We start from the raw sequence: 23,460 nt of genomic DNA on the forward strand, positions 1-23,460 counted from the left end.
CGAGCCTACTGGGGCCCTACTTGCTGAGGCTGCGCCAGGACCGGCCGAGTTTGCTGGCTCGGAAGGTCCGCCACAGGACGGTCGACGCCAGCAGCCGGGCGGCCGAGTTCCGGACCAGACGGCGTTTCTTCGGGATCACGACCGGCGCGGGCCGCGGTGGGGCGATCCGAACGACCGGGCGGGTGTCCTCCGGCAGGTGGCGGTTGATCTCCTCGAGATGCTGGTCGAACGTCGCCCGCCAGAGCGCCTGCCGCAGAGTGGCCTCGCCGCCGGCCGAGCTGGCGCCCGCCGTGGACGCCGCCCACAGCGTGCTGAGCGACCCCGGATCGAAGCCGTCGACCTCGGTCAGGAGTTGCTCGATCAGTTCGCGGTCGGGCGCGTCGGCCAGGCAGCGGACCGTGCTCTTGGCAGGCCGAGGTGTCGCCGGGGCGACGACCGGCTTGAAGAACGGTACGTCGGCCCACTCGGGCACCAGGTGCCGCACCAGCTTGCGGTGCAGGGCGTTCTCGACCCGCTGACTGGGATCGAGAGCGAACGCGGCCCGGACGAACGCCGGGATCAGCAGCGGCGAGACGACACCGCTGCGCTCGCCCGTCGTCCCCCAGCGACGCAGACGTTCGACCACGTAGAAGTAATCGATCATGGTCGCGTTCTCGATGCCGCCGTGCACCGCGTCACGCAGTACATGCTCGATCTGGTCGGCGACGGCGGTCCGGGATCGCTCGGACGGGCCTGCGGTCGGGGTCAACCGGGTCTGCAGACGGTTGCCGAAGGCATGCAGCTTGTCGTGCAGTGGGAGGGCGTCGAGCTGGAGTACGTCGTTCGGGTAGAAGTGGCCGTGGGCTACTTCACCGCCGGCACCGCCGATGGCCAGGTGGGCGACGTTGGCCAGAGTGGCGGGCGGCGCGTGGAACAGGTAGCTGGCCGGACGGAGGCCCTCCGCGTACCGGTGCCAGCGCAACGCACGCTCCACCAGCGCCGGCGACTTCGGCGGCTGGGCCGATACCTTCGCCGCCTTCACGCCCACCGGCTTGCGCGTGGTGAAGTGCTCGACCTGCTGCGGGAGCATCTGCACCAGCGATTCGGCCACGTCGAGCTCACCCGGCACTGCGTCGTAGCTGTTGAGCTTCACGTCCACACCGGCGGCAAGGAACGAGGCGGCGACCACTCTGGAGTCGCGGCCACCACTCAGGTCGACGGTCGGCTTGCCGGGCCACAGCCGACCTACTGATCGCGCGACATCCTGCAGTGCCTCGGCCGTCTCCTCCACCGTGTCCGGGCTGTCGGTCGACCACACGCTGGTGGTCTCGATCCGGCTGACGGTCTGCCGACGACGCCTGCCGTCTGCAACGATGTGCGTCGCCCCGGGCACCGCGAGGACCCCGTCGTACGGCGTACTGTCATCCATGAACCAGCCGCAGGCCGCGGCAAAGGTCCAGCCGCGCCGGTCCGCCGCGGCATGGGTGCCGCCGAACAGCAGCGCGGCCACCGGCCGGTTGCTCCACACCCAGCCGTCGGACAGCCGCAGCTGGAAGAGCCGGCCGACACCGATCGAGTCGGTGAACAGGTCCAGGCGGTCCTCGTCCGGATCCAGCACCGCCATCGTGAACGGCGGGGCAAGCTCCAGGAAGCCGGCCGGGCTCCGGCGTACCGCGTGCGCCAGCTTGGCCGGCGCGTCGTGCGGCGGGACGTCGCCGATCACCCGCTGATAGCCCAGCGGCGCGTGCTGGGTGGCGATCCGGAGCTCACCGGCGTCGTGCCAGGACGGCCAGAACGAACCGCTGTCGTCCCGGTCCCACACGTGCAGACCGATCGTGCTGCCGTCGTACCCGCTGTGCTTGCCCCTGCGGTCCCAGAGGCCGTCGTAGTACGCCTCGATCCGTGCCCGCCCCGCGGCAGCCCGGGAGGCGCTGTCGTTGTTGAAGGCGTAGGCGACCAGAGTTTCCATGCAGAGCCAGATGCACGTTCCGAGCGGAAAGTTGCGATCCAGTCCGGAAATTTACCGTGGCGGTTGCTGGCCGGGGAAAGTGCTGCCGGGCGGCTGCTGACCGGGGTACGCCCCGGGCTGCTGCCGGTCCTGGTGCTGGCCCGGTTGCTGACCTGGTTGCTGGGCCTGTTGCGGCTGGCCCGGGTAGGCCTGCGGATGCGGCTGGGGCTGCTGTTGCTGGCCCGGGTAGCCACCCCACTGCTGCGGCTGCGCGGCGTAGGCCGGGTTGTAGCCTCCGCTCTCGCCACGGAGCGCCCGAGTGGTCTTGGCGTCGCCTGCCCAGCGTCCGATGCCGCCGATCAGCAGCACGATGCCGATGAACAGTGCTGACCCATCGGTGAGCATGTAGGCGATCGTCCTCGTGCCGGGGACCTGGAACAGCTTGACCACGTCGTAGGCGGCGCGGATCGGCGCAAGCATCACGACCAGTCCGGCCACCGTCATCAGAGCGCCGGCTCCGACCATGACGCCGGCCCCGATCGACCGGATCGCCATCAGCAGACCGACGATGACCGCGATGGCCACCAGCATCAGGAGCCACTGCAGACCGTGGGTGAGGATGCTGTCGAACCTGACCTGACGCGTCAGGGCCAGCCGGGTGCCGGCGTACGACCCGCCGACGATTCCGGCGTAACCAATGATGATCCCGAGCACGAGACCCAGGACGGGATTGGGCTTGGCTGGCATGTGCTCCACCGTAGACCTCGAACCGGTCACACATCTGTCCGGTCGCCGAGCCGGAGACATATGCTGCCTGGGCGCCCAACGGTGCGCGCGGCTCTCCTGGTGGGCTTCGTGCGTCGATCACGAGGACGAGGGAGTCGCATGTCAGATCCGAGGACCGAGGTGCAGCACGGGCTCGAGGGCGTGGTCGCCTTCGACACCCAGATCGCGGAGCCGGACAAGGAAGGTTCGGCGCTGCGCTACCGGGGCGTGGACATCGAGGACCTGGTCGGCCGGGTGCCGTTCGAGAATGTCTGGGGTCTGCTGGTCGACGGCGCGTTCACCCCGGGTCTGCCGCCGGCCGAGCCGTTCCCGCTGCCGGTCCATACCGGTGACGTGCGGGTCGACGTGCAGTCCGCGCTGGCCATGCTCGCGCCTGCCTGGGGTCTGCGGCCGCTGTACGACATCGACGACGTACAGGCGCGTGAGGATCTGTCCCGGGCTGCGGTGATGGCGCTGTCGTACGTCGCCCAGGCGGCTCGTGGCATCGGGCAACCGATGGTGCCGCAACGTGAGGTGGACAAGGCGACGACGATCACCGAGCGGTTCATGATCCGGTGGCGCGGCGAGCCCGATCCCAAGCACGTGAAGGCGGTCGACGCGTACTGGACCTCCGCGGCCGAGCACGGCATGAACGCATCGACCTTCACCGCGCGCGTGATCGCGTCGACCGGTACAGATGTCGCGGCCGCGCTGTCCGGCGCGGTCGGTGCGATGTCTGGACCGCTGCACGGTGGTGCGCCGGCGCGAGTGCTGACGATGATCGAGGGCGTGGAGCGCGGCGGCGACGCGCGTGCGTACGTGAAGGGGCTGCTGGACGCGGGCGAGCGGCTGATGGGTTTCGGGCATCGCGTGTACCGCGCGGAGGACCCGCGGGCCCGGGTGCTTCGTCGTACGGCGCGGGAGCTGTCGGCACCGCGGTACGAGGTGGCTGAGGCGTTGGAGCAGGCTGCGCTGGCCGAGCTGCGGGAGCGGCGGCCGGACCGGGTGCTGGAGACCAACGTGGAGTTCTGGGCGGCGATCGTGCTGGACTTCGCCGAAGTACCGCCGCCGATGTTCACGTCCATGTTCACCTGTGCGCGGACGGCCGGCTGGAGCGCGCATGTGCTGGAGCAGAAGCGGACCGGGCGGCTGATCCGGCCGTCGGCGATCTACTCCGGCCCGAGCACGCGCCCTGCCACCGCCATCGAGGGCTGGAATCCGGGCTGGGCCTAGCGGCTGGTTGCGTTTAGCGGTCCTGGCTGGGTGAGCGGCCGGTGCGTTGCTTGTACTGGCGGCTGAAGTACGGGACGTCGGTGTAGCCGAGGGCGGCAGCGGTCTGGGTGACTGTCAGGCCGGTCTCGGTGAGCAACTCGTGGGCGCGGTCGATCCTGCACTGGATGAGGTACTGCGCCGGTGACATGCCGAGCTGCGCGACGAACCGGCGGGTGAACTGCGCTCTGGACAGGGCAGCGCCGCGTGCCATCTCAGCGACGGTCCAGTCGTGCCCCGGGTCCTGCCGAAGCTGGCGTGCCACCTCGTCGACCGCGGTGTCGGTGGCGCTCCGGCCGGGGTTGTGCACGGCGTCCCAGACGAGCCCGAGCACCTGCTCCAAGCACAACTCCGCTTGCCGCCTGCCCAACGGATCTTGCCGCCGGTACGACGCATCACTCGTCCGCGCGAGCACGCCGAGCAACTCCCGGTCCATCACCTCGCCCCACCGCGGCTCCGGCACCACTCCGCGCCGGTCGACCTGGAAATGCATACCGAACACCAGCAATCGCCGCCGCGGATCGTGCGTGGCTCTTGGCGCATCACCTGGCGCGAAAACTGCGCACACACCCGGATGCAGCTCTCGCCGTTCCCCCGCCAGCTCCATGGAGCCTCGTCCGTCCAGCACACACCACAGCAGGTGATCCGGCAGCGGACGGGACACCCACGACCAGCTGGGCTCGCAGCGCCAGAACGTCGGCGGCGACAACAGGTCGAGCGTCAACGGTGCCGGGTAATGCGACAAAAGTTCAACTCCTCGCGCGAATCATCCGTGGCCGGCCGCAGCGGACGTCTGGAGAATAGTGCTGTCTGGAAGACGGTAGACGACTCCGGGCACCGATGACGGATCTCTCGCAGGAGCTGTGCATGAGCGTTTCGTACAAGGAAGAGTTCGAGCAGGCGGGCTACACGCTGGTGCGTGGGCTGTTCGAGGTCGACGAGGTCGAGCGGCTGCGTGACCACTACATGGAACTGCGGCACCGGGGGTCGTACCAGGGCGACTTCGCCGGGCACACCTCGGCCGACCGCGACCCGCTCCGCCGGTACCCGCGGATGGCGCAGATGCACCGCTGGGACGACACGTCGCTGCGCTGGATGATCGATGCGCGGCTCGACAAGGTGATGACCGAGATCCTCGGCCGGTCGCCGTACGCGGTCCAGACGATGATCTACTTCAAGCCGCCGGGGTCTCGTGGGCAGGCGCTGCACCAGGACAACTTCTACCTGAAGGCCGAGCCCGGCACCTGCGTGGCCGCGTGGATGGCGCTCGATGACGTGGACGAGGCGAACGGTTGCCTCGAGGTCGTTCCCGGCAGCCACCGCTGGCCGATCCTGTGCACCGAGAAGGCGGACACCACGGTCAGCTTCACCGACGTGACCGTTCCGCTGCCGGCGCAGGGCGCCGCCGTACCGATCGCGATGGAACCAGGTGATGTGCTGTTCTTCCACGGCGCCCTGGTCCACGGCAGCAACCCGAACGTCACCACGGACCGCTTCCGGCGCGCGCTGATCGGCCACTACATCGAGGGTGAGGCCGAGAAGGTCGCGTCCTACTACCACCCGGCGTTGCGGATGGAAGACGGCTCGGAGTCGACGCTCGAGGTCGCCGAGGGCGGCGGTGAGTGCGGCGAGTGGACCGACACCCCGGACGGGCCTGTCGCGGTGCTGACCGGTACTCAGACCATCACCCGCAAGCACGAGTAGCCGCTCGGCCCCGGGTGAGACCCGGAGCGGTCGGGCTGGCGCGGTATGGGAGTATGGGGTTCGCTGACAGCGTCGTCGGCTCAGGAATGGCAGACGACGAAGGGAAACGCTGGTGACCAGCGACATTCAGATTCCTGCAGAGCTCAAGCCCGCCGACGGCCGCTTCGGGGCCGGACCGTCGAAGGTGCGTCCGGAAGCCGTTGCCGCGCTGGCGACCGAGGGCGCGAAGCTCCTCGGTACGTCGCACCGGCAGGCGCCGGTCAAGAACCTGGTGGCCCGGGTGCAGCAGGGTGTGGCGGATCTGTTCCAGCTGCCCGACGGGTACCAGGTGGTGCTCGGGAACGGCGGATCGACCGCGTTCTGGGACATCGCGACGTTCGGGCTGATCCGGGAGAAGAGCCAGCACCTGAGCTTCGGTGAGTTCTCCTCGAAGTTCGCGAAGGCCGCGCAGCTCGCGCCGCACCTGGGCGACCCGACGGTGGTGAAGTCCGACCCCGGGACGCGCCCGGTCGCGGTCGCCGAGGCCGGCGTGGACCTGTACGCCTGGCCGCACAACGAGACCTCCACCGGTGTGATGGCGCCGGTGCAGCGGGTGGCGGGCGCCGACGAGGGTGCGCTGGTCGCGATCGACGCCACCTCGGGTGCGGGTGGTCTGCCGGTCGACATCAACGAGGTCGACGTGTACTACTTCGCGCCGCAGAAGTGCTTCGCGTCCGACGGTGGGCTGTGGATCGCCGTGATGAGCCCGGCGGCGCTGGCGCGGGTCGAGGAGATCACCGCGTCCGGGCGATGGATCCCGGCGTTCCTGGACCTGGCGACCGCGATCGACAACTCGAGCAAGAACCAGACGTACAACACGCCGTCGCTGGCCACGCTGTTCCTGATGGCGGAGCAGACGGACTGGATCAACAACCAGGGCGGGCTGGAGTGGAGCGTCGGGCGGACGACCGACTCGAGCAACCGGCTGTACACCTGGGCCGAGAAGTCCGACTACGCCACGCCGTACGTCGAAGACCCGGATGCACGGTCGCTGGTCATCGGGACCGTCGACCTGGATGACTCGATCGACGCTGCGGCGGTCGCGAAGACCCTGCGCGCGAACGGGATCGTCGACACTGAGCCCTACCGCAAACTCGGGCGCAACCAGCTCCGGGTCGCGATGTTCCCGGCGGTCGACCCCGACGACGTCGAAAAGCTCACCCAAGCCATCGACTACGTAGTCGACCGCCTGAAGTAACCCGTACGCCGATCAGCCGCCGATCTCCTCGTGAGGTCGGCGGCTGATTGGCCTGTGCATCCGGGGTCGATGGCGGGTTATCTCACCGCTGGCCGGTTGTTGTCCGCCATCGGCCAAACAACCCGCCAGCGACCCGGTTGGGCAGCGAGGGGCGGCGGGCGTTAGGTGTGGCGGCGGTGGGGGGTGGGTGGGGCTTGGCCGGTCAGGCGGGCGTTTTCGGCTTGGCGGTCTCGGCGTTCCCGGCGGCCTGGGGGGAAGGTGAGGATGGTGATGAGCAGGGCGAAGGCAGCGGCGCCGACCAGGATCCAGCGGAGGCTGTGGTTCTTCTTGGACTCGGTGCCGGCCTCGTTGGTCGCGCCAGGCTTCGGAGTCGCGCTCCCGGAGGGCGCAGGCGAGGCGGCCTTCTTCACCGGGACCGGGACCTGGTAGACGGGCGAGTCCTTGGCGTCGTACCCGACCAGGAGCGTGTTGTCGGTCTTGCCGAGAGCGACCGACTCCCCCTGCCCCAGCGGCGCGGCACCCTTCGCGACCACCTTCGGCGTCTCACCCCAGGCAACGGTCTGCACGTCGGTGTACGTGCGCAGCACCGCCTGCTGGCCGTCAGCCAGGAACACGCCGTCGGTGACTCCCGCGGGCGCGGGCGCGAACTTCGTCAGCTCGTTCGTGCCCTCCCGCGACGGACCCGGCGGCGCAGCATAGATCGCGGCGCCCTTGGTGGCCTTCGTCACGATGTACAGCTGGTTGGTCCCGGGCTCCACCAGCAGCGTCTCGGCGTCGTGGGCCCCGTCGGGATAGGTGAAGTCGTACCGGTGGTAGGTCATCTTCTCCACGTCGCCGCGCTGTTTGGGCTCCGGCATCGTGTAGATCGAGACCATGTCCCGGTTGGCCCCGTTGTCACCGATGTCGGCGACGTAGATGAAGCCGTCCTTGTCGACCGCGATCGCCTCGACGTCGCTCACCTCCGCGTTGAAGTTGAGCACCATCTCGACCTTGCCGGACAGGTCGATGCCGAACACCCGGGCGCGATCGCCGGAGTCGTTGATCGTCCAGTAGATGTCGTCGAAGTTGTGCGACTTCGCCAGCCCGGACGACTCCTCGATCCGCGAGTCCCCGATCGTGAACAGCTTCTTCGCCGCCCCCGGCGTCGGATCCGCGATCGGCACCCCCGCAGACCCGGCCGAGCCCGCTGCCGTCGCCGCCGCTGACGTCAGCCCGGCCGCCGCGGTGGTCGCCGACGAGCCTGCGGCCACTGCCGACGGGGCGAGCGGAAGCACTCCGAGGGTGAAGAACGCGGCGGCGGCCAGGGCGAGGGGACGGAGGAGGGTCACGAGCGAACCTCGCGGTCGTCGGGCAGCACGAGTTGGGCGAGCCGGGGTGTGACCTGCCACTCGTCGATCAACGTCCGGTACTCGGACTCCAGCTCCGGCGTCGGCCTGGCGCCGGTCCGGGCGGCGCGGAGCAGCAGGTTACGCGGTGTGTGCTGACTGTCCACGAACTGCACAACCTCCACCCGGTATCCGACCTGTCGCAGGACCGCCGCCCGAAGGGAATCCGTCAGGACGTCGGCGAACCGCTCACGAACGATGCCATATCTGGTCATCAGCGCATAAGGCGCCGGTGGTGAGACGCTCTTGAGCTGCTTTTGGATGTCGTGATGGCAACACGGAGCCGCGAGCACCAGCGGAGCCTCCCAGTTCACCGCCCGCGCCAGCGCGTCGTCGGTCGCGGTATCGCACGCGTGCAGCGCCAGCACCACGTCGGGCCGTACGTCGAGCTCCGCGTCCTGGATGGTCGCGTCGACGAACCGCAGATGGTCCTGCCAGCCGAGCGCCTCCACCCGCCGCGTGTTCCGCGTCCGCGCCTGCGGATTGCGGTCGATCCCGATCATCCGTACGTCGTGCCCGGCCTCCGTGAGCAGGTGGTACGCGGCGAGCGTGAGGTAAGCGTTGCCACAGCCGAGGTCGACCACCTGCAGCGGTCGCCCGGTTGCGATCCGGCCCGCCGCGACCGCCTCGTCCAGCGCGGGCGCGAGCAGCTTGCAGAACTCGTCGATCTGCTTGTACTTCGACTGCCGCGACGGCTTCACCCGGCCGAGGTGGTCGCTGATGCCGAGCTCGATCAGGAACGGCGCATCCGGATCGAGCGCCCGCTGCTTCACCCGGTCGTGGCCGGTCTCCTGCTCCCGGCCGTCCTCCTGCCGGTGCAGCAACTCCTTGCCCTTCTTGGTGTACCGCAGCCGGAGCGTCTCGCTTGTGGTTTCGACGTGCCACGACCCGTACGGCACGTCCAGCAACTCGTCCACCGCCTTCGCCGCGTCCGGTCCGGCGGCCAGGTTGCGGGTGTGCGCCTGGCGCTCGTCGTACTCGGTGATCTGCAGGTGGCGGTGGCCCTTGAGGTCGACGTACCGCAGCTCCACGCGCTGGTACTGCGGCTGGTCGTGGCCGCGCCGACGCCCGGATCCGAGCGCACGGACGAGGGACGCCTGGTCCACCAACGCCGTGCGAATCGCCTCCCGTGCGCCGGGCTGCTGATCCGGATCCACCTCTGCCTGCATCGCGCCATTGTCGCCGACCGCTCCAGCCGATCCAAAAGGGTCTCGTCGACCGTCGGTCGCGGTGAGTGAACTCATTGCAATTTCTGGTCGTCGGCGAGCAGCCCCAGCGAGCGCAGCCGGGTCGCGATCCCGCCCACCTGACGGCCGAGGGTCTCGACCAGTTCCTCCTTGCTGGCGCCGCCCTTGAACAGGTCGGCCAGCGTCTGCTCCTCCTCCGGCGTCCAGGGGCGGAACGCGTTCGGGTGGTTCTTGCGGGCGTCCCGGATCTTGCGTGTCATCGAGCGCATGTCCAGCAACTCCAGGGAGCGGATCCGCGCCTGGCGGTGCCGGCCGACCTCCTCGCCCTCGCGCCAGAAGACCACCGCTCCCTCGTCGAACGTCATCAGGTCGGCCGGGACGTCGCAATAGTCAGCCTCGTCGAGCATCACTCGCAGCATGGTGGTTCTCTCCGTTTCGTGGTGCGGACCGCCGCTCCGGTCCCTTGTCATCGGAGAAGATGCCGCGATCCGGCCCCTCCCCGACGCCCACTTCACGACCTGTGGACAACCAACCGCAGAACTTCTTTGCAAAATTACTTTGCAAAGAGCCTTTGCAGTCCTACGATCGGTCCATGAGCGACGAGAGGGACGACCTGACACCGGCGGCTCCGGGCAAGACTGTCCACCTGGACCGGCACCTGGTGCGGGCGCTGGCGCACCCGATGCGGAACCGGATGCTCGCGATGCTCCGGATGTACGGCCCGCAGACGGCGACGACGCTGGCCGGTCGGCTCGGGGTGAACACCGGCGCCACCAGTTACCACCTTCGCCAGCTGGCCGAGGCCGGGCTGGTGGTCGAGGACGACACTCGCGGCAACGCGCGGGACCGGTGGTGGAAGTCGGCACACCAGAGCACCCAGTTCGATCCGACCGCACTGCTGGACGAGGAGCCCGAGCTGGCGATGGGGTTCCTGCACGGCATCGGGCAGACGTACGCCGAGAACATGTTCGGCTTCATCGACTCGATGCAGACGCTGACGCCCGAGTGGAAGGACGCCAGCCTCCTGTCGGACTACCTGTTCCACCTGCGTCCGGAGGAGCTGAAAGCGCTGCAGGTCGAGCTGCTGGCGGTGCTGGAGAAGTACAAGACGGCCGATCTGACCGCACCGCTGCCGGAAGGCGCGGAGCAGGTGTCGGTGCAGATCCAGGCGTATCCGCGCGAGACCCGCTGAACGACCAGACGAAGTGAGGTGAGGGGTGTGGGCACTGTGAGGCAGGCGGATCGAGCGCCGCTGGTGGCGTTCCTGGTGGCGAACGTCGTGTCGATCTGCGGGACCCGGGTCAGCGCGATCGCGATTCCGTGGTTCGTACTGATGACGACCGGGTCGCCGGTCAAGACCGGTGTGGTGGCCCTGGCGGAGATGGGCCCGCTGGTCCTTTCCAAAGCGTTCGGTGGCCCGTGGATCGACCGGGTCGGGCCGAGAAGGATCAGCGTCCTGGCAGATGCCGCCAGCGCTGGAGTGGTGGCGCTCATCCCGCTTCTGCACATGTTGCACGCGCTCTCGTTCCCGGTGCTGCTGGTGCTTGTCGCCGTTGCGGGGGCGCTCCGGGGACCGGGCGATGCCGCCAAGGGGACGTTGATCCCGGACATCGCGGAGGCGGCCAAGGTGCCGCTGGAGCGCGTGACCGGACTGGAGAGCACGACCGAGCGGTTGGCCGGCTTCATCGCGTTCGCGATCGCCGGTGCACTCATCACGCTGGTCGGCGAGGTGAATGCACTGTGGATCGACGCCGCGTCGTTCGGAGTCTGCGCAGTACTGATCTACCGATGGATCCCGCGACGGCACCAGGCCGCCAAGAACGCAGCGGACGAAGAGCCGGAGGGCAGCTACGGTCAACGGCTGCTGGAGGGCTGGCGATTCCTCCGCAAGGACAAGCTGATGATGCCGCTGGTCCTGATGATCGCGGTCACCAACCTGCTCGACGCCGCGATCGCGGCGGTACTACTGCCGGTCTGGATCAGGGACCACGGCTTCGGGCCTGGGCACACCAGTCTGATCCTCCTCTCGTTCGGAGTCACCGCCACGGTGTTCGCACTGGTCGCGTCGGCCGTCGGCGACCGGATCCCGCGCAAGCTGGTCTTCACGCTCGCGTTCCTGATCTGCGGTGCGCCACGGTTCGTCGTGATGGCGTTCGACGCGCCGGTGTGGATGGTGATGGCGATCTACGCCGTCGGAGGCATCGGCGCCGGCTTCATCAACCCGGTGCTGGGCGCCCTGTTCATCGAGCGGATCCCGCGGCAGATGCTCGGCCGGGTCAACTCGCTGGCCGACGCGGTCTGCTGGACCGGCGTACCGCTGGGTGGCGTCGTGGCCGGTGCCGCGATCGCCGGCATCGGTTTGGCACCTGCACTGCTCGCAGCCGGAGTGGTCTATCTGGTCGCGACCATGTCACCGGTGCTGATCGGCCGGAACGAGCGGTGGAAGGCTACACAGGATCGGACGGGTCCTCGGGAAACGGAGGCCGGCTTGAGTCCGGTGGCAGTCCCCACGTCTTAGCCTTCGCCGCCTCGGTCTCCTGGCGCCGCATCCGGTCGCGCTCGGCGCCCAGCAGCCCGAGCAGCACCAGGTCGAGCAGCATCCCGCCGACCGCCGCGAACTGGGTCCCGGCGAACTGGAACACCTGGGTGACCAGCAACGACACCAGCACCGCCAGCTCGAACAACCGGATCGCCCGGGCCCGGTTGCCCTTCCGCAGCTGCAGCCAGCCGCGCACCGTGAAGGTTGCCGACAGCAAACTCCCGGCCGCCACCCCGAGCACCGCGAAGTCGGTGAACAGCCCGTCGTCGAAGCGGATCCCGGCCGCGATGACGGGCGCACCGATCGCCTGGACCACCAGTACGCCGACAGCCACGCGAGGCGCATAGCGATGCGTGGCCAGTCGGTCGAAGCCACGCTGGAGGGCCTGCCACGCGGCGTCCACCGGCGCGGCCAGCTCCACCTCGTCGGCCGGGCACGCGGCCAACAGCTCCCGGGTCTCCTGGCGGCCCGCCACGTCGAGGCCCACCTGACGAAGCTGCTGCGACGCCTGCGCGAGCCGACGGCGGGACAGGCCACCCGCCACGCCCTCCACGGCATGGTCGACCACGTTGGCCAACTGCTCGCGCGGATCGATCGGCCGCCGGGTGGCGATGAACCGGGTCCCCAGCACGATCAGCACGAAGATCACGTACACGATCGCGGCGGCCGGTTGGTAGAAGTAGTCGTTGTCGGACGTCACGAACTTCCCGACCTCGTCGATGAACAGGCCGAACCCGACCCCGCCGACCAGTGCGGCCGCGGGTCGCACGACCGGACCGACGTACCCGAGGAGCAGGACGATGGCGACCAGCATCAGCAGGCCGCCGGGGAGCACGTGGGCGATATGCAGACCTTTGCCGCCGATCTGGGGGTAGCCGCTCAAGCCGAGAAACAGACGGGTGATCAGCACGGTCGCCACCCCGGACACCACGAAGGTGGTGAGGTGCTCCCCCGATCGCACGTTGCGGACCAGGCCCGCCCGCAGCAGGTACGACGACCGCGCACTGGAGCTCATGCGCCAGAACCTTAGCGCCCGGCCGAGTCGGCGAGCGCCGGCGGCGGAGCTGTTCCAGGCTGATGAATACGAATGCACTCCGGTCTTGCGCATCGTCCGGAGGCGTCCTAATCTCTCGCGTAGTGGAACCCCACTTCCACCAAGCGGTAACTCTTGAACGTCCAACAACTCCGGCCGGAGTCCTCCAGACACCAGATCTGAAGACTTCGGCCGATTTTCCGAACCGCTTCTACATCGGTGAAGAAGGACCCTGAGAGGAGGCCCGACCATGAGCATGAGAACCGAGATCTCTGCTCCGGCAGGCCGCGAACCGACAGCTGACATCCCTCCCGGCGGCACCCCGGCAGCACGGCCCAGACCCCGCAGACGCTCCGACCGGGTCGCCTATCTCTTCCTCGGCCCGTGGTTCGTGGGACTGCTACTGCTCACGGCCGGACCTCTGCTCGGGTCCCTGTACCTGTCGTTCACCAAGTTCAACCTGCTGCAGCCACCCGCCTGGAACGGCTTCGGCAACTACGTCAAGATGTTCACCGACGACCCGCGCTACCTGCAGTCGTTGAAGGTCACCTTCATCTACGTCGCCCTGACCGTCCCCCTGCAGCTGGGATTCGCACTGGCGGTCGCCGTCATGCTGAACCGCCCGCTGCGCGGAATGGCGTGGTACCGGTCGATCTACTACATCCCCTCCCTGCTCGGCGGCAGTGTCGCGATCGCGGTGATCTGGGGTCAGCTGTTCGACGACGACGGTGTCCTGAACGCCTTCCTGGCGTTCTTCGGCGTCGGCGGCCGCAGCTGGATCTCCAACCCCGACACCGCCCTCTACACGCTGGTGCTGCTGAACATCTGGCAGTTCGGCTCGCCGATGGTGATCTTCCTGGCCGGGCTCAAACAGATCCCGCAGGAGCTGTACGACGCGGCGTCGGTGGACGGAGCGAACCCCTGGCGGCGGTTCTGGTCGGTCACCGTGCCGCTGCTGACGCCGATCATCTTCTTCAACGTGGTACTGCAGATCATCCAGGCGTTCCAGGCCTTCACCCCGGCCTACGTCGTGAGCGGCGGCAGCGGCGGGCCGTCGGACTCCACGTTGTTCTACACGCTTTACCTGTACCAGCAGGGTTTCACGAACCTGAACATGGGCTACGCCTCCGCGATGGCCTGGGTGCTGCTGCTGATCATCGCCACCTTCACGCTGATCAACTTCGGGCTCGCCCGCCGCTGGGTCTACTACGAGGACCGCTGATGACGACTGTCTCGCAAGCTCCTGGAACCCGCCGGCGCGGGCGGAAGTGGCTGACCCACCTCGCGCTGATCGCCGGAACCCTGGTGATGGTCTATCCGCTGCTCTGGATGGTCGGCGGATCCTTCAAGGACGAGAAGGACATCTTCTCCCAGCTCAACCCGTTCCCCAGTTCGCTGGACCCGCGCAACTACATCGCCGGCTGGACCGCGACCGATCCCACCTTCACCCGGTTCTACTTCAACTCGCTGCTGATCGCGGTCCTCGCGGTAGCCGGCAACGTGATCGCCTGCACGCTCACGGCGTACGCGTTCGCCCGGCTGGAGTTCCGCGGCAAGAAGGTGTTCTTCGGCATCATGCTCGGTTCGATCATGCTGCCGGCGCACGCGCTGCTGATCCCGCAGTACGTGCTGTTCTTCAACCTCGGCTGGGTGAACACCTATCTCCCGCTGGTGGTGCCGAAGTTCCTGGCCACCGACGCGTTCTTCATCTTCTTGATGGTCCAGTTCATCCGCACGATCCCGCGCACGCTGGACGAGGCCGCGATGATCGACGGATGCGGCAAGGTCCGCATCTTCAGCCGGATCATCCTGCCGCTGACCGGGCCGGTGCTGATCACCACCATGATCTTCACCTTCATCTGGACATACAACGACTTCTTCGCCCAGCTGATCTACCTGTCCTACCCCAGCAGCGAGACCGTACCGGTCGCCCTGCGGCGATTCGTCGACGCGACCGGCGACTCGTCGTACGGGCAACTGCTGGCCATGTCGGTGCTGTCGCTGGTGCCGACCTTCATCGTCTTCCTCCTCGCCCAGCGCCGGATCGTCGAAGGCATCGCCACGACCGGCCTCAAGGGCTAGCCCCGAAAGGAACCAGCCATGACCACACCCCTCAACCGGCGGCGCTTCCTGCAGGCCGGACTCGCGGCCGGCGTACTCGCGCCCTTTCTGTCGGCCTGCAACCTGGACCCCGCGGCCAAGGAGGCGAAGAACTCGGTCCGGTTCAGCAGCTACGGCGACCCGACCAAGCTCGGGCTGCGCAGCAAGCTCGCCGACCAGTACACCTCGAGCCATCCGGACGTGAAGATGGTCTTCGAGGGCACCGCGACCGCGGAGTACTGGGACAAGCTCGCCACCCAGATGGCCGGCGGCAACGCCCCGGACGTGATCAACATCGACATCGCCCGGATCGGCCAGTACGGCGCTGCCGGCGCGCTGCAGTCGCTGGAGAAGTACATCCCGGACACCATCGACACCAAGCCGTTCGACAAGAACCTGCTCAGCCAGGGCCAGTTGAAGGGCGAGCAGTTCGGCATCCCGGTCGCGATGGGTGCCTACAGCATGGGGTACGACGTGACCGTGCTCGACCAGCTCGGTCTGGAGCACCCGAAGGAGACCTGGACCTGGTCCGACTTCGCCGCCCTGGCGAACGAGATCCGGCAGAAGTCCGGCAAGAAGATCTACGGCGCGGAGGACCCCAGTGGGGACACGGCCTCGTTGCAGATCTTCCTGCGTGGCAAGGGCGAGGACCTGTACAAGGACGGCGCGCTCGCCTTCACCGAGGCGGCGCTGACCGAGTGGTTCGAGTACTGGGCCGCGCTGCGGGCGACCGGTGGCACGATCCCCGCAGACATCGCGGCCCAGGCCAAGTACGGCGACTGGCCGACCAGCCCGCTGGTCAAGAAGCAGGCGGCGCTCGCGCACATCCACACGCCCAACCTCAAGGGCGGTTTCCAGGATCTGACCAAGAACACCATCGACATCACCCTGCCGCCGCGGAACACGAAGGACGGCAAGTGCGGGACCTTCCCGGCGCCGAGCAGCTACCTGTCGCTGAACGCCAAGAGCCAGCGCGCGGACGATGCCGCCGACTTCATCAACTGGTTCGCCAACGGCGAGGAGGCCGCGAAGACCCTGCGGCTGATCAGCGGACCGCCCGCCTCGGCTTCCGGCCGGGACGTGCTGCTGAAGGGCAGCGACCTGTCGGCGAGCGAGAAGCAGGTGCTGGCCTACACCGACCTGGCGCTGAAGAACGCCTTCGCCCCGCCGCAGGCCGGCCCGGCCGCTTCGACCGCCGTCAGCGACCTGTTGCTGAAGACCAGCCAGGACATCGCGTTCAAGAAGATCTCGATCCAGCAGGGTGTCCCGAAGTTCCTCGCCGACGCCGGCAAAACCCTCGACGGCAAGTGATTGGAGCCCTATGAACGAGCAGAACCCCGTCACCACCGGCCGCACCGCCACCTGGGCGATCGAGCAGCTCGTGCAAGCCCTGGCGGAGCGGGGGATCGCCGCCGACGGCCCACCGGTCCGGCTGGCCACCCCCGACGAGGTCCCCGCCGCGGACCTCGCAGATGTGCCCGAGTCGTACGCCGTACTCCGTGTCGACGACGAGATCGTTGTCATCAGCAACGATGAGACCGGCCTCCGGTGCGGTGTGCTCGAACTCGCGGACCGGGTCGCGGCCGGCCAGGACCTCGCCGGTACGACGCCCTTCGCCGAGCAGCCGGCCGTTCCCGTCCGGGGTGTGGTGCGGTCGTTCTCCAGCGTGGACGAGGATCTGTCCTGGTTCCACGACCAGCAGTTCTGGACCGAGTACCTGACCTGGCTGGCCGCCTCCCGGTTCAACCGGTTCCACCTGGCGCTCGGCATGCAGTACAACTACGGCGCCGATCGGCACGGCGCCACCGACAACTACCTGTGCCTTGCCTATCCCTTCCTGTTCGACGTGGACGGCTACGACGTACGGGCCGAAGGGGTCGGAGCGGATGAGCAGAAGCGCAACCTGGAGACACTGCGCTTCATCGCCGCCGAGAGCACGCGCCGTGGGCTGAAGTTCCAGCTCGGCCTGTGGAACCACGCGTACGACTACGGCCGGGACTCGGTCCACCGATACCCGATCAGCGGGCTCGGCCCGGACAACCACGCGGCGTACTGCGGGGCCGGCATCGCCAAACTGCTCACCGAGTGTCCCGACATCGACGGGCTCACCTTCCGGGTGCACTACGAGGGCGGCATCCCCGACGATCGGCACGAGATCTTCTGGCGGGCTGTGTTCGAGGGGGCGAACTCGGTCGGCCGGCCGCTGGAGATCGACATGCACGCCAAGGGGGTCGACCAGGCCCTGCTCGACGCCGTCGACCTGCCGAACCTGTCCCCGGTGCTGTCCGCGAAGTACTGGGCCGAGCATGTCGGACTGCCGTACCACCAGGCCTCGATCCGGGCCAAGGAGGCCGCCAAGCCGATTCCGCCCGGCCACGAGATGAAGGGCATCACCGAGTTCTCCCGCCGGTTCACCCGCTACGGGTACGGCGACTTCCTGCGCGAGGACCGGACCGTCGACCTGATGTTCCGGGTCTGGCCGGGGACGCAGAAGCTGCTGGCATGGGGCGATCCCGCGATCGCGGCCGGGTACGGGCGGTTGTCGACGTTCGGTGGATCCCGCGGTGTCGACCTGTGTGAACCCCTCTTCTTCAAGGGACGCCACGGCAGCGGCGAACCCGGCGGGCGCGACCCGTACGTCCGCGACGACCTCCGGCTGCCCGGCAACCGGGAGTGGACCAAGTACCGCTACGGCTACCTGTTGTGGGGCAGGCTCCTCTACAACCCCGATGCCGAGCCCGAGACGTGGCAGCGCCACCTTCGGTCGACGTACGGCGAGGCCGCGGCGGCTGTGGAGGACGCGCTGAGCCCGCTCAGCCGGATCCTCCCACTGGTGACAGTGGTCCACGGTGTCGGCGGATCGAACAACGGCTACTGGCCGGAGGTGTACCTCAACCTCCCGATCTCGTCGCGGGTGCACTCGGATCACTACGCCGGCGACACCGACCCCCCGGCGAACTGGGGTGGCGTCAGCCCGTTCGACCCGACCACCTTCTACGGCATCGACGAGTACGTCGCGGCGCTGGCCGGCCACCGGCTCTCGGCGAAGTACACGCCGCTGGAGGTGGCCTCGTGGATCGAGCAGTTGGTCGCCGACGGACAGCAGGCCCTCGATCGCGCCACCCAGGTCGTGGACCAGTCGGACGCACAGGTTCGCCGGGTCATGATCGATCTGGAGATCCTGGTCAGGATGGGCCGGTTCTTCGCCGGCAAGTTCCGGGCCGCGGTCGACTACTCGATCTTCCGGACCACCGAGGACGTCAGCTCGCTGGAGTCGGCGCTTCGGCACTATCGGGCCGCACGGGACGCCTATGCCGAGATCCCGGGCATCGTCGACGGCGTCTACCAGACGGATCTGCGGTTCGGGATCGAGGCCTCCGAGCACGGCCACTGGGCGGACCGGATCCCGGACATGGACGCCGACCTGGCGGCCCTGGCCGGCGAACTGCAGGAAGCAGCAGGCACGAAGCCGGCCGCAGCACTGCTGGCAGCCCCGGCCCGGCCGGCCACGCCTGGCGTGAACCACACGGCGCCGGAGAGCTTCGACCGCGGCAAGCCGGTCACGCTCTCGCTGGAGGTGGGTGCTCCGACCGTTGTCGGCGCGACACTGCTCTACCGGCACGTGGACCAGTCCGAGTCCTGGCAGCAGGTCCCGATGGAGCTGTCCGGGCAGACCCTGTCCGGCACGATCGGCGGCGACTACACGGCATCGACGTACCCGCTGATGTACTTCTTCAGCGTGCTGCATCGTGACGGCGGGCAGGCGCTCTACCCCGGTCTGGCCGCAGACCTGTCCAACCAGCCGTACGTCGTCCTGGGCTCCTCGACCGTCAGCGGATGACCGCTGCGATCACGACGATCGCGACGAGCGCTGCCAGGACGACAGAGGTGACGAGTCGACGGGTGCGGGGGTCCACTGGTTCAGGCTAGTGGACCCCCGTCCGGGCAGATCACCCCAGTGGGTAGTTGCCGACCAGCGGCTCGGGGCGGTGGACTCCGCGGGGGCGGTAGCCGAGCGCGTCGGACAGGCCGAGGTAGTCGGACAGCAGCCAGATGATGGCGAGCCACATCTCGGTGCCCTGCAGACCGGGGATCGCGCGGTCGTCGGAGCCGTCGGGCGCGAAGGCGAATCCTTCACCGTCCACCCAGCGATCCAGGATCCGGCTGAGCTGATCCTCGGCCCAGCGCTTCCCCTCGTCCAGCCCGACGCTCGTCTGCTTGCGCGCCAGCCACAACGGGTGGATCACGTCCAGCACGTTGCAGGAGTTGTAGTTGTCGCCACTGAACATCCGGCGGTCATTGCTATGGGCAAGCACAGTCTTCACCGCCTGCTCCGGGTACGGCAGCGGAAGGCCGAACTGCGCATACGTACCACGGGTCAAGCGGTAGAACCCGTTGACGACCTGCAACCAGCCGTCGTCCGGATGCGGCTGACCCCAAGCGCCACTCGACGGATCGGCCCGGACCGTCAGCCAGCCGAGCAACGTCATCAAGGGCCCGGTTTCCCTGTGGTCATGGAGATTCCGGGCGAGTGCGGTGCCCAAGGCATCGATCGCGGAACCCGCCGACCAGGCGTGTCGCGCCCACGGCAGACGGTCGAGTTCGCCCGGCTCGAAGTCGGTCCGGATCGGGTGCTCGAAGCTGCTGTCCAGGACCTGCAACGCGAACCCGACGCACAGGATGTGGTAGCTCGCCGGCCCTTCCAGCACAGCGAGCCTGGCATCGGAGGGGACCTCCAGACCGGCGTCAGCGAGGTCCCCCGGCGCAACCAGTCCGCTCTTCGGATCCTGCCGCGCGCGGAGGCGGCGTACCAGGTCGTCGCGGGTGTGACCTGCGGGCGTACGACGGAGCAGTACGTCGGCGATCTCGATCGCGTCGCACCACGGGCGGATCGCAGGTTCTTGATCGAGCCCCGGGCGGTCGACGAAGCGCTCGCCGTCCCAGCAGCGGGCCAGCACGTCGTCCACCTGGTCACGCGCCCTGGCGGCGAAGGCGGTCAGGCGCGAGGCCAGATCAGACGTGGGAGCCACCGAAGCGCCGGACTCGCGGGACCGGAGCACCCGGGCCGGATTGCCGGCCACGACCGTGCTGGCCGGAACGTCCTTCGTGACCACCGCGCCGGCACCGATGATCGAGTGCGGTCCGACCGTCACCCCATCGAGGATCGTCACGTTGGAGCCGATCCAGACGTCGTCACCGACCGTGATGCCGAGCGCCGTGTGCGGCTGCCGGAAGATCGGCTGACCCGGCGCGGTGCCGTGGTTGAACGCGAGCAGCGACGTATGCGCCCCGATCCGCACGCCGTCACCGATCGTGATCCGGCCGCGCACCGCCGAGAACGGATTGATGGTCGAGTCCGATCCCAGCGCGATGTGGCCGGTGACGTAGGCGTGCGCCGCGATGTACGACCGCTCCCCCATCTCCAGCTCGTCGCAGTACACCGCGGCCGACTCGGCGACGTACGCCGTGCCGGCGAGCGTGAGCGATCCGCCCAGCCGCCGCTGCCGCTCGGCCTGCCGTTCACGCTCCTCGTCGGTGGCGATCCGGTGGTACTCCCAGGGCAGGAAATCGAGTCGCAGCGGCTCAGTAGATGTCATGGGATAACGCTATCCAAGACTCGGGATCCGCGCCTGCCCACAACCGGCGCTGCTACTCTCCCGTCTGTGCGGGGTAGGAAACAACCATGACGACACCCGGATCCTTGGCCGGCGGTGAGACCGCTGACGACGGTCCGGCGAGCAGTGGTGGGCGCCGGAGTCACCGAGTCACGATCAGCGATCTCGCGCGCCTTCTGCAGATCTCGAAGGCGTCGGTCTCGTACGCGCTGAACGGCCGGGCCGGCGTCAGCGAGGAGACCCGGCAGCGGGTCCTCGCGCTGGCCGACGAGCTCGGCTTCCACCCCAACTCGGCCGCCGTCGCGCTGTCCGCCAGCCGGACCCGGACGATCGGCATCGTGATCGCCCGCGACCCGGCGCTGATCTCGACCGAAGCGTTCTACATGCGCACCCTGGTCGGCATCGAGCAGTACCTGAACGAGGTCGACTCCTCGCTGCTGCTCCGGCTGACCGGCGAGCACGGCGAGGACCTCGACGTACTGCGGCGATGGTCGCGGCAGGGGCGGGTCGACGGGTTCATCCTGTTCGACGAGCACGACGACGACCCGCGGATCCCGCTGCTGCAGGACCTCGGGGTGCCGTGCGTGGTGGTCAGCTCGAACGCGCCGAACGACCAGGCCGGCCGGCTGATCAGCTCGCCGGAGGAGACCGTCACGCTGCTGCTCGACCACCTGGCCGGGCTCGGGCACCGCGACATCGCGCACATCAGCGGGCCGTTCACGTTCGTGCACGAGCAACTGCGGGTGCGGATGCTGCACGAGCACGCCGAGCAGCGCGGGATCCGGGTCCGGCACATCGAGGGCAGCTACCGGTACGACGACGGCGCGGAGCAGACCCGGCTGCTGCTGACCGGGCCGAATCCACCGACCGCGATCGTGCTCGGCAACGACCTGATGGCGGTCGCCTCGCTCCGGGTCGCGATGGATCTCGGTACGGCGGTCCCCGGTGAGGTCTCGATCCTGGCCTGGGACGACTCGCCCCTGTGCCAACTGGCCCGGCCCGGCATCACCGCGATCGACCAGAAGACGATGGAACGCGGCCGCGCCGCCGCCGACCTGCTGTTCCGGGTCGCGGCCGGCGAAACCGACCTGCACGAACAAGCACCGGCCGGGGAACTGCGGGTGCGGGAGTCGACCGGGCCGGCGAACTCCTGACGGCGGTCTTTGAAGACTCTGTGAATTCAGGCGGATCCGGAGTGTGTCGGATTGCGCTTGCCCGGCCGGAGGTGAAGGTTGGCCGGGTCACGAGGTAGTAACGAACACGCTTCTACTGAACCGGTTAGGGTTTCGAAACTTAACCGGTTAGGCCACTATGGGGCCGATCCGCCTTCACAGGTCCGTGGAGGCTCGACGGGACGAGGGAGTCCGACGTGAGACTGCGTTCGCTTGTAGCCGCGGCAGCGGTGACCGCCTTGGGAATCAGCCTGGCCGCCTGCGGTGGCAGCGACTCAGGTGATTCCTCCGACGGTGGCTCGGGTGGAGACCAGACGCTGACCTACTGGGCCAGCAACCAGGGCACCAGCCTGGACAACGACAAGGAGGTGCTGACCCCGGTCCTGCAGAAGTTCACCCAGGACACCGGCATCAAGGTCAACCTCGAGGTGATCGGCTGGAACGACCTCCAGACCCGGATCCAGACCGCCATCACCTCCGGCCAGGCGCCGGACGTGGTCAACATCGGCAACACCTGGGCCGCGTCGCTGCAGGCGACCGACGCGTTCCTGCCGTTCGACGGCGACGCGATGAGCGCGATCGGTGGCAAGGACAAGTTCGTGCCGACGGCCCTGGCGACCGGCGGCAAGGAGGGCACCGACCCGACCTCGGTCCCGCTCTACGGTCTGGCCTACGGCCTGTACTACAACAAGGCGATGTTCGCCGCGGCCGGCCTGCAGCTGCCGAAGACCTGGGAAGAGATGGTCACCGACGCGCAGAAGCTGACCAACCCCGCGAAGAAGCAGTGGGGCATGGCGCTGGCGGCCGGCAGCTACACCGAGAACGTGCACTTCGCCTTCATCAACGCCGCGCAGAACAAGGCCGACTGGTTCAACAGCGACGGCAAGCCGACCTTCACCGGTGACGGCAACGTGCAGGGCGTCCTGCGGTACCTCGACCTGATGCAGAAGGACAAGGTCGCGAACCCGTCCAACGCGCAGTACGACAACGGCACCAAGTCGGTGAACGACTTCGCCACCAAGAAGGTCGCGATGGTCATCAACCAGAACAACGCCGACTCCTCGATCGTTGCCAACGGCATGAAGGCCGGCGAGTACGGCGTCGTGCCGTTCCCGGCCCCCTCCGGCGGCGAGCAGGTGGCCAGCCACGTCGCCGGCATCAACCTGTCGGTCTTCAAGAACACCAAGCACAAGGACGCGGCGCTGAAGTTCGTCAAGTACATGACGGACGCAACCACCCAGACCACGCTGGGCAAGCCGTTCGCCTCGCTGCCGGTGCTGAAGGACGCCAAGCCGGTCTTCACCACCGACGCGACCGAGGCCGCGACCTTCGCCGACGTGTACAACACCAAGTCCAAGCCGCTGCCGCTGGTGCCGGCCGAGGACCAGTTCGAGAGCACCGTCGGCAAGGCGATGAACACCATGTTCGCCAAGATCGCCACCGGCGGGACGGTGACCGCCGACGATGTGAAGGCGGCCCTGAAGACCGCCGAGGATCAGGTGGCCGCGAGTAGCTGACGCCACGCCC

The 23,460-nt window shown here is 68.3% G+C and carries 19 protein-coding genes; 11 read left to right on the forward strand and 8 right to left on the reverse strand.

Annotated features, from left to right (window positions below):
* Positions 1–16 precede the first annotated feature (16 nt).
* Both ACIBG5_RS14995 and ACIBG5_RS15000 read right to left on the reverse strand, forming a co-directional pair.
* Positions 17–1,948 carry a hypothetical protein gene (locus ACIBG5_RS14995; protein ID WP_396392115.1) on the reverse strand — a complete coding sequence of 644 codons (1,932 nt, stop codon included), beginning with the start codon at positions 1,946–1,948 and terminating at the stop codon, positions 17–19.
* Positions 1,949–1,999: 51 nt separating this feature from the next.
* Positions 2,000–2,674, reverse strand: coding sequence for a hypothetical protein (locus ACIBG5_RS15000; RefSeq protein ID WP_396392116.1), 675 nt, complete (start codon positions 2,672–2,674; stop codon positions 2,000–2,002).
* A gap of 138 nt (positions 2,675–2,812) precedes the next feature.
* On the opposite strand from ACIBG5_RS15000, the gene ACIBG5_RS15005 reads away from it, so the two are divergent.
* The gene (locus ACIBG5_RS15005; RefSeq protein ID WP_396392117.1) at positions 2,813–3,925 is read left to right on the forward strand and encodes a citrate synthase 2; all 1,113 of its coding nucleotides are present in this window, start codon (positions 2,813–2,815) and stop codon (positions 3,923–3,925) included.
* Between the two features lie 13 nt (positions 3,926–3,938).
* On the opposite strand, the gene ACIBG5_RS15010 is transcribed toward ACIBG5_RS15005, so the two are convergent.
* Positions 3,939–4,685, reverse strand: coding sequence for an AraC family transcriptional regulator (locus ACIBG5_RS15010; RefSeq protein WP_360445083.1), 747 nt, complete (start codon positions 4,683–4,685; stop codon positions 3,939–3,941).
* 143 nt (positions 4,686–4,828) lie between these two features.
* On the opposite strand from ACIBG5_RS15010, the gene ACIBG5_RS15015 reads away from it, so the two are divergent.
* Together ACIBG5_RS15015 and serC are read left to right on the forward strand one after the other, a co-directional pair.
* Complete coding sequence (locus ACIBG5_RS15015; protein WP_396392118.1) at positions 4,829–5,665, forward strand: phytanoyl-CoA dioxygenase family protein; 837 nt, start codon at positions 4,829–4,831, stop codon at positions 5,663–5,665.
* Positions 5,666–5,777: 112 nt separating this feature from the next.
* Entirely contained in the window at positions 5,778–6,902 is a 1,125-nt protein-coding gene (gene serC / locus ACIBG5_RS15020) for a phosphoserine transaminase (protein WP_396392119.1), read from the forward strand.
* Positions 6,903–7,063: 161 nt separating this feature from the next.
* Here serC and ACIBG5_RS15025 read toward each other — a convergent pair whose 3' ends face one another.
* From ACIBG5_RS15025 to ACIBG5_RS15035, 3 genes are all read right to left on the reverse strand, one after another.
* A complete protein-coding gene (locus ACIBG5_RS15025) occupies positions 7,064–8,230 on the reverse strand; it encodes a hypothetical protein (RefSeq protein WP_396392120.1) in 1,167 nt (388 codons plus the stop codon).
* Complete coding sequence (locus tag ACIBG5_RS15030; protein WP_396392121.1) at positions 8,227–9,456, reverse strand: class I SAM-dependent methyltransferase; 1,230 nt, start codon at positions 9,454–9,456, stop codon at positions 8,227–8,229. The genes ACIBG5_RS15025 and ACIBG5_RS15030 overlap by 4 nt, the downstream gene beginning before the upstream one ends.
* A 71-nt stretch (positions 9,457–9,527) precedes the next feature.
* The gene (locus tag ACIBG5_RS15035) at positions 9,528–9,893 is read right to left on the reverse strand and encodes a hypothetical protein (protein ID WP_396392122.1); all 366 of its coding nucleotides are present in this window, start codon (positions 9,891–9,893) and stop codon (positions 9,528–9,530) included.
* 173 nt (positions 9,894–10,066) lie between these two features.
* Between ACIBG5_RS15035 and ACIBG5_RS15040 the strand changes: the two genes are divergently transcribed.
* Both ACIBG5_RS15040 and ACIBG5_RS15045 read left to right on the forward strand, forming a co-directional pair.
* Positions 10,067–10,666 carry a helix-turn-helix domain-containing protein gene (locus tag ACIBG5_RS15040; protein WP_396392123.1) on the forward strand — a complete coding sequence of 200 codons (600 nt, stop codon included), beginning with the start codon at positions 10,067–10,069 and terminating at the stop codon, positions 10,664–10,666.
* 27 nt (positions 10,667–10,693) lie between these two features.
* Entirely contained in the window at positions 10,694–11,992 is a 1,299-nt protein-coding gene (locus ACIBG5_RS15045) for an MFS transporter (protein WP_396392124.1), read from the forward strand.
* Here the strand turns inward: ACIBG5_RS15045 and ACIBG5_RS15050 are convergent.
* Complete coding sequence (locus ACIBG5_RS15050; RefSeq protein WP_396392125.1) at positions 11,922–13,028, reverse strand: hypothetical protein; 1,107 nt, start codon at positions 13,026–13,028, stop codon at positions 11,922–11,924. The genes ACIBG5_RS15045 and ACIBG5_RS15050 overlap by 71 nt on opposite strands.
* 268 nt (positions 13,029–13,296) lie before the next feature.
* Between ACIBG5_RS15050 and ACIBG5_RS15055 the strand changes: the two genes are divergently transcribed.
* From ACIBG5_RS15055 to ACIBG5_RS15070, 4 genes are read left to right on the forward strand one after another with little or no spacing between them, the layout of a single operon-like run.
* Positions 13,297–14,268 (forward strand): carbohydrate ABC transporter permease, encoded by a 972-nt coding sequence (locus ACIBG5_RS15055; protein WP_396392126.1) that lies wholly within the window; start codon positions 13,297–13,299, stop codon positions 14,266–14,268.
* Positions 14,268–15,128, forward strand: a complete 861-nt coding sequence (locus ACIBG5_RS15060) for a carbohydrate ABC transporter permease (RefSeq protein WP_396392127.1) — start codon at positions 14,268–14,270, stop codon at positions 15,126–15,128. Before ACIBG5_RS15055 ends, ACIBG5_RS15060 begins: the two co-directional genes overlap by 1 nt.
* 18 nt (positions 15,129–15,146) lie before the next feature.
* A complete protein-coding gene (locus tag ACIBG5_RS15065; protein ID WP_396392128.1) occupies positions 15,147–16,457 on the forward strand; it encodes an ABC transporter substrate-binding protein in 1,311 nt (436 codons plus the stop codon).
* Between the two features lie 10 nt (positions 16,458–16,467).
* On the forward strand, positions 16,468–18,987 hold the full coding sequence (locus ACIBG5_RS15070; RefSeq protein ID WP_396392129.1) for a hypothetical protein: 2,520 nt from the start codon (positions 16,468–16,470) through the stop codon (positions 18,985–18,987).
* 109 nt (positions 18,988–19,096) lie between these two features.
* Here the strand turns inward: ACIBG5_RS15070 and ACIBG5_RS15075 are convergent, their stop codons facing one another.
* Positions 19,097–20,743 carry an acyltransferase gene (locus tag ACIBG5_RS15075; protein ID WP_396392130.1) on the reverse strand — a complete coding sequence of 549 codons (1,647 nt, stop codon included), beginning with the start codon at positions 20,741–20,743 and terminating at the stop codon, positions 19,097–19,099.
* 86 nt (positions 20,744–20,829) lie between these two features.
* Between ACIBG5_RS15075 and ACIBG5_RS15080 the strand changes: the two genes are divergently transcribed.
* Positions 20,830–21,915 (forward strand): LacI family DNA-binding transcriptional regulator, encoded by a 1,086-nt coding sequence (locus ACIBG5_RS15080; protein ID WP_396392131.1) that lies wholly within the window; start codon positions 20,830–20,832, stop codon positions 21,913–21,915.
* Between the two features lie 215 nt (positions 21,916–22,130).
* Positions 22,131–23,450, forward strand: a complete 1,320-nt coding sequence (locus ACIBG5_RS15085; RefSeq protein ID WP_396392132.1) for an ABC transporter substrate-binding protein — start codon at positions 22,131–22,133, stop codon at positions 23,448–23,450.
* Positions 23,451–23,460 lie beyond the last annotated feature (10 nt).

Origin of the sequence: Kribbella sp. NPDC050241 (assembly GCF_044459685.1) — a bacterium.
Taxonomy (GTDB): Bacteria; Actinomycetota; Actinomycetes; order Propionibacteriales; family Kribbellaceae; genus Kribbella.

Coding starts and splice junctions, on each gene's coding strand:
- ACIBG5_RS15015 (WP_396392118.1), top strand. CDS start 4,829: ATGAGCGTTTCGTACAAGGAAGAGTTCGAGCAGGCGGGCTACACGCTG.
- ACIBG5_RS15055 (WP_396392126.1), top strand. CDS start 13,297: ATGAGCATGAGAACCGAGATCTCTGCTCCGGCAGGCCGCGAACCGACA.
- ACIBG5_RS15000 (WP_396392116.1), bottom strand. CDS start 2,674: ATGCCAGCCAAGCCCAATCCCGTCCTGGGTCTCGTGCTCGGGATCATC.
- ACIBG5_RS15005 (WP_396392117.1), top strand. CDS start 2,813: ATGTCAGATCCGAGGACCGAGGTGCAGCACGGGCTCGAGGGCGTGGTC.
- ACIBG5_RS15080 (WP_396392131.1), top strand. CDS start 20,830: ATGACGACACCCGGATCCTTGGCCGGCGGTGAGACCGCTGACGACGGT.
- ACIBG5_RS15075 (WP_396392130.1), bottom strand. CDS start 20,743: ATGACATCTACTGAGCCGCTGCGACTCGATTTCCTGCCCTGGGAGTAC.
- ACIBG5_RS15035 (WP_396392122.1), bottom strand. CDS start 9,893: ATGCTGCGAGTGATGCTCGACGAGGCTGACTATTGCGACGTCCCGGCC.
- ACIBG5_RS14995 (WP_396392115.1), bottom strand. CDS start 1,948: ATGGAAACTCTGGTCGCCTACGCCTTCAACAACGACAGCGCCTCCCGG.
- ACIBG5_RS15070 (WP_396392129.1), top strand. CDS start 16,468: ATGAACGAGCAGAACCCCGTCACCACCGGCCGCACCGCCACCTGGGCG.
- ACIBG5_RS15050 (WP_396392125.1), bottom strand. CDS start 13,028: ATGAGCTCCAGTGCGCGGTCGTCGTACCTGCTGCGGGCGGGCCTGGTC.
- ACIBG5_RS15030 (WP_396392121.1), bottom strand. CDS start 9,456: ATGCAGGCAGAGGTGGATCCGGATCAGCAGCCCGGCGCACGGGAGGCG.
- ACIBG5_RS15060 (WP_396392127.1), top strand. CDS start 14,268: ATGACGACTGTCTCGCAAGCTCCTGGAACCCGCCGGCGCGGGCGGAAG.
- ACIBG5_RS15040 (WP_396392123.1), top strand. CDS start 10,067: ATGAGCGACGAGAGGGACGACCTGACACCGGCGGCTCCGGGCAAGACT.
- ACIBG5_RS15065 (WP_396392128.1), top strand. CDS start 15,147: ATGACCACACCCCTCAACCGGCGGCGCTTCCTGCAGGCCGGACTCGCG.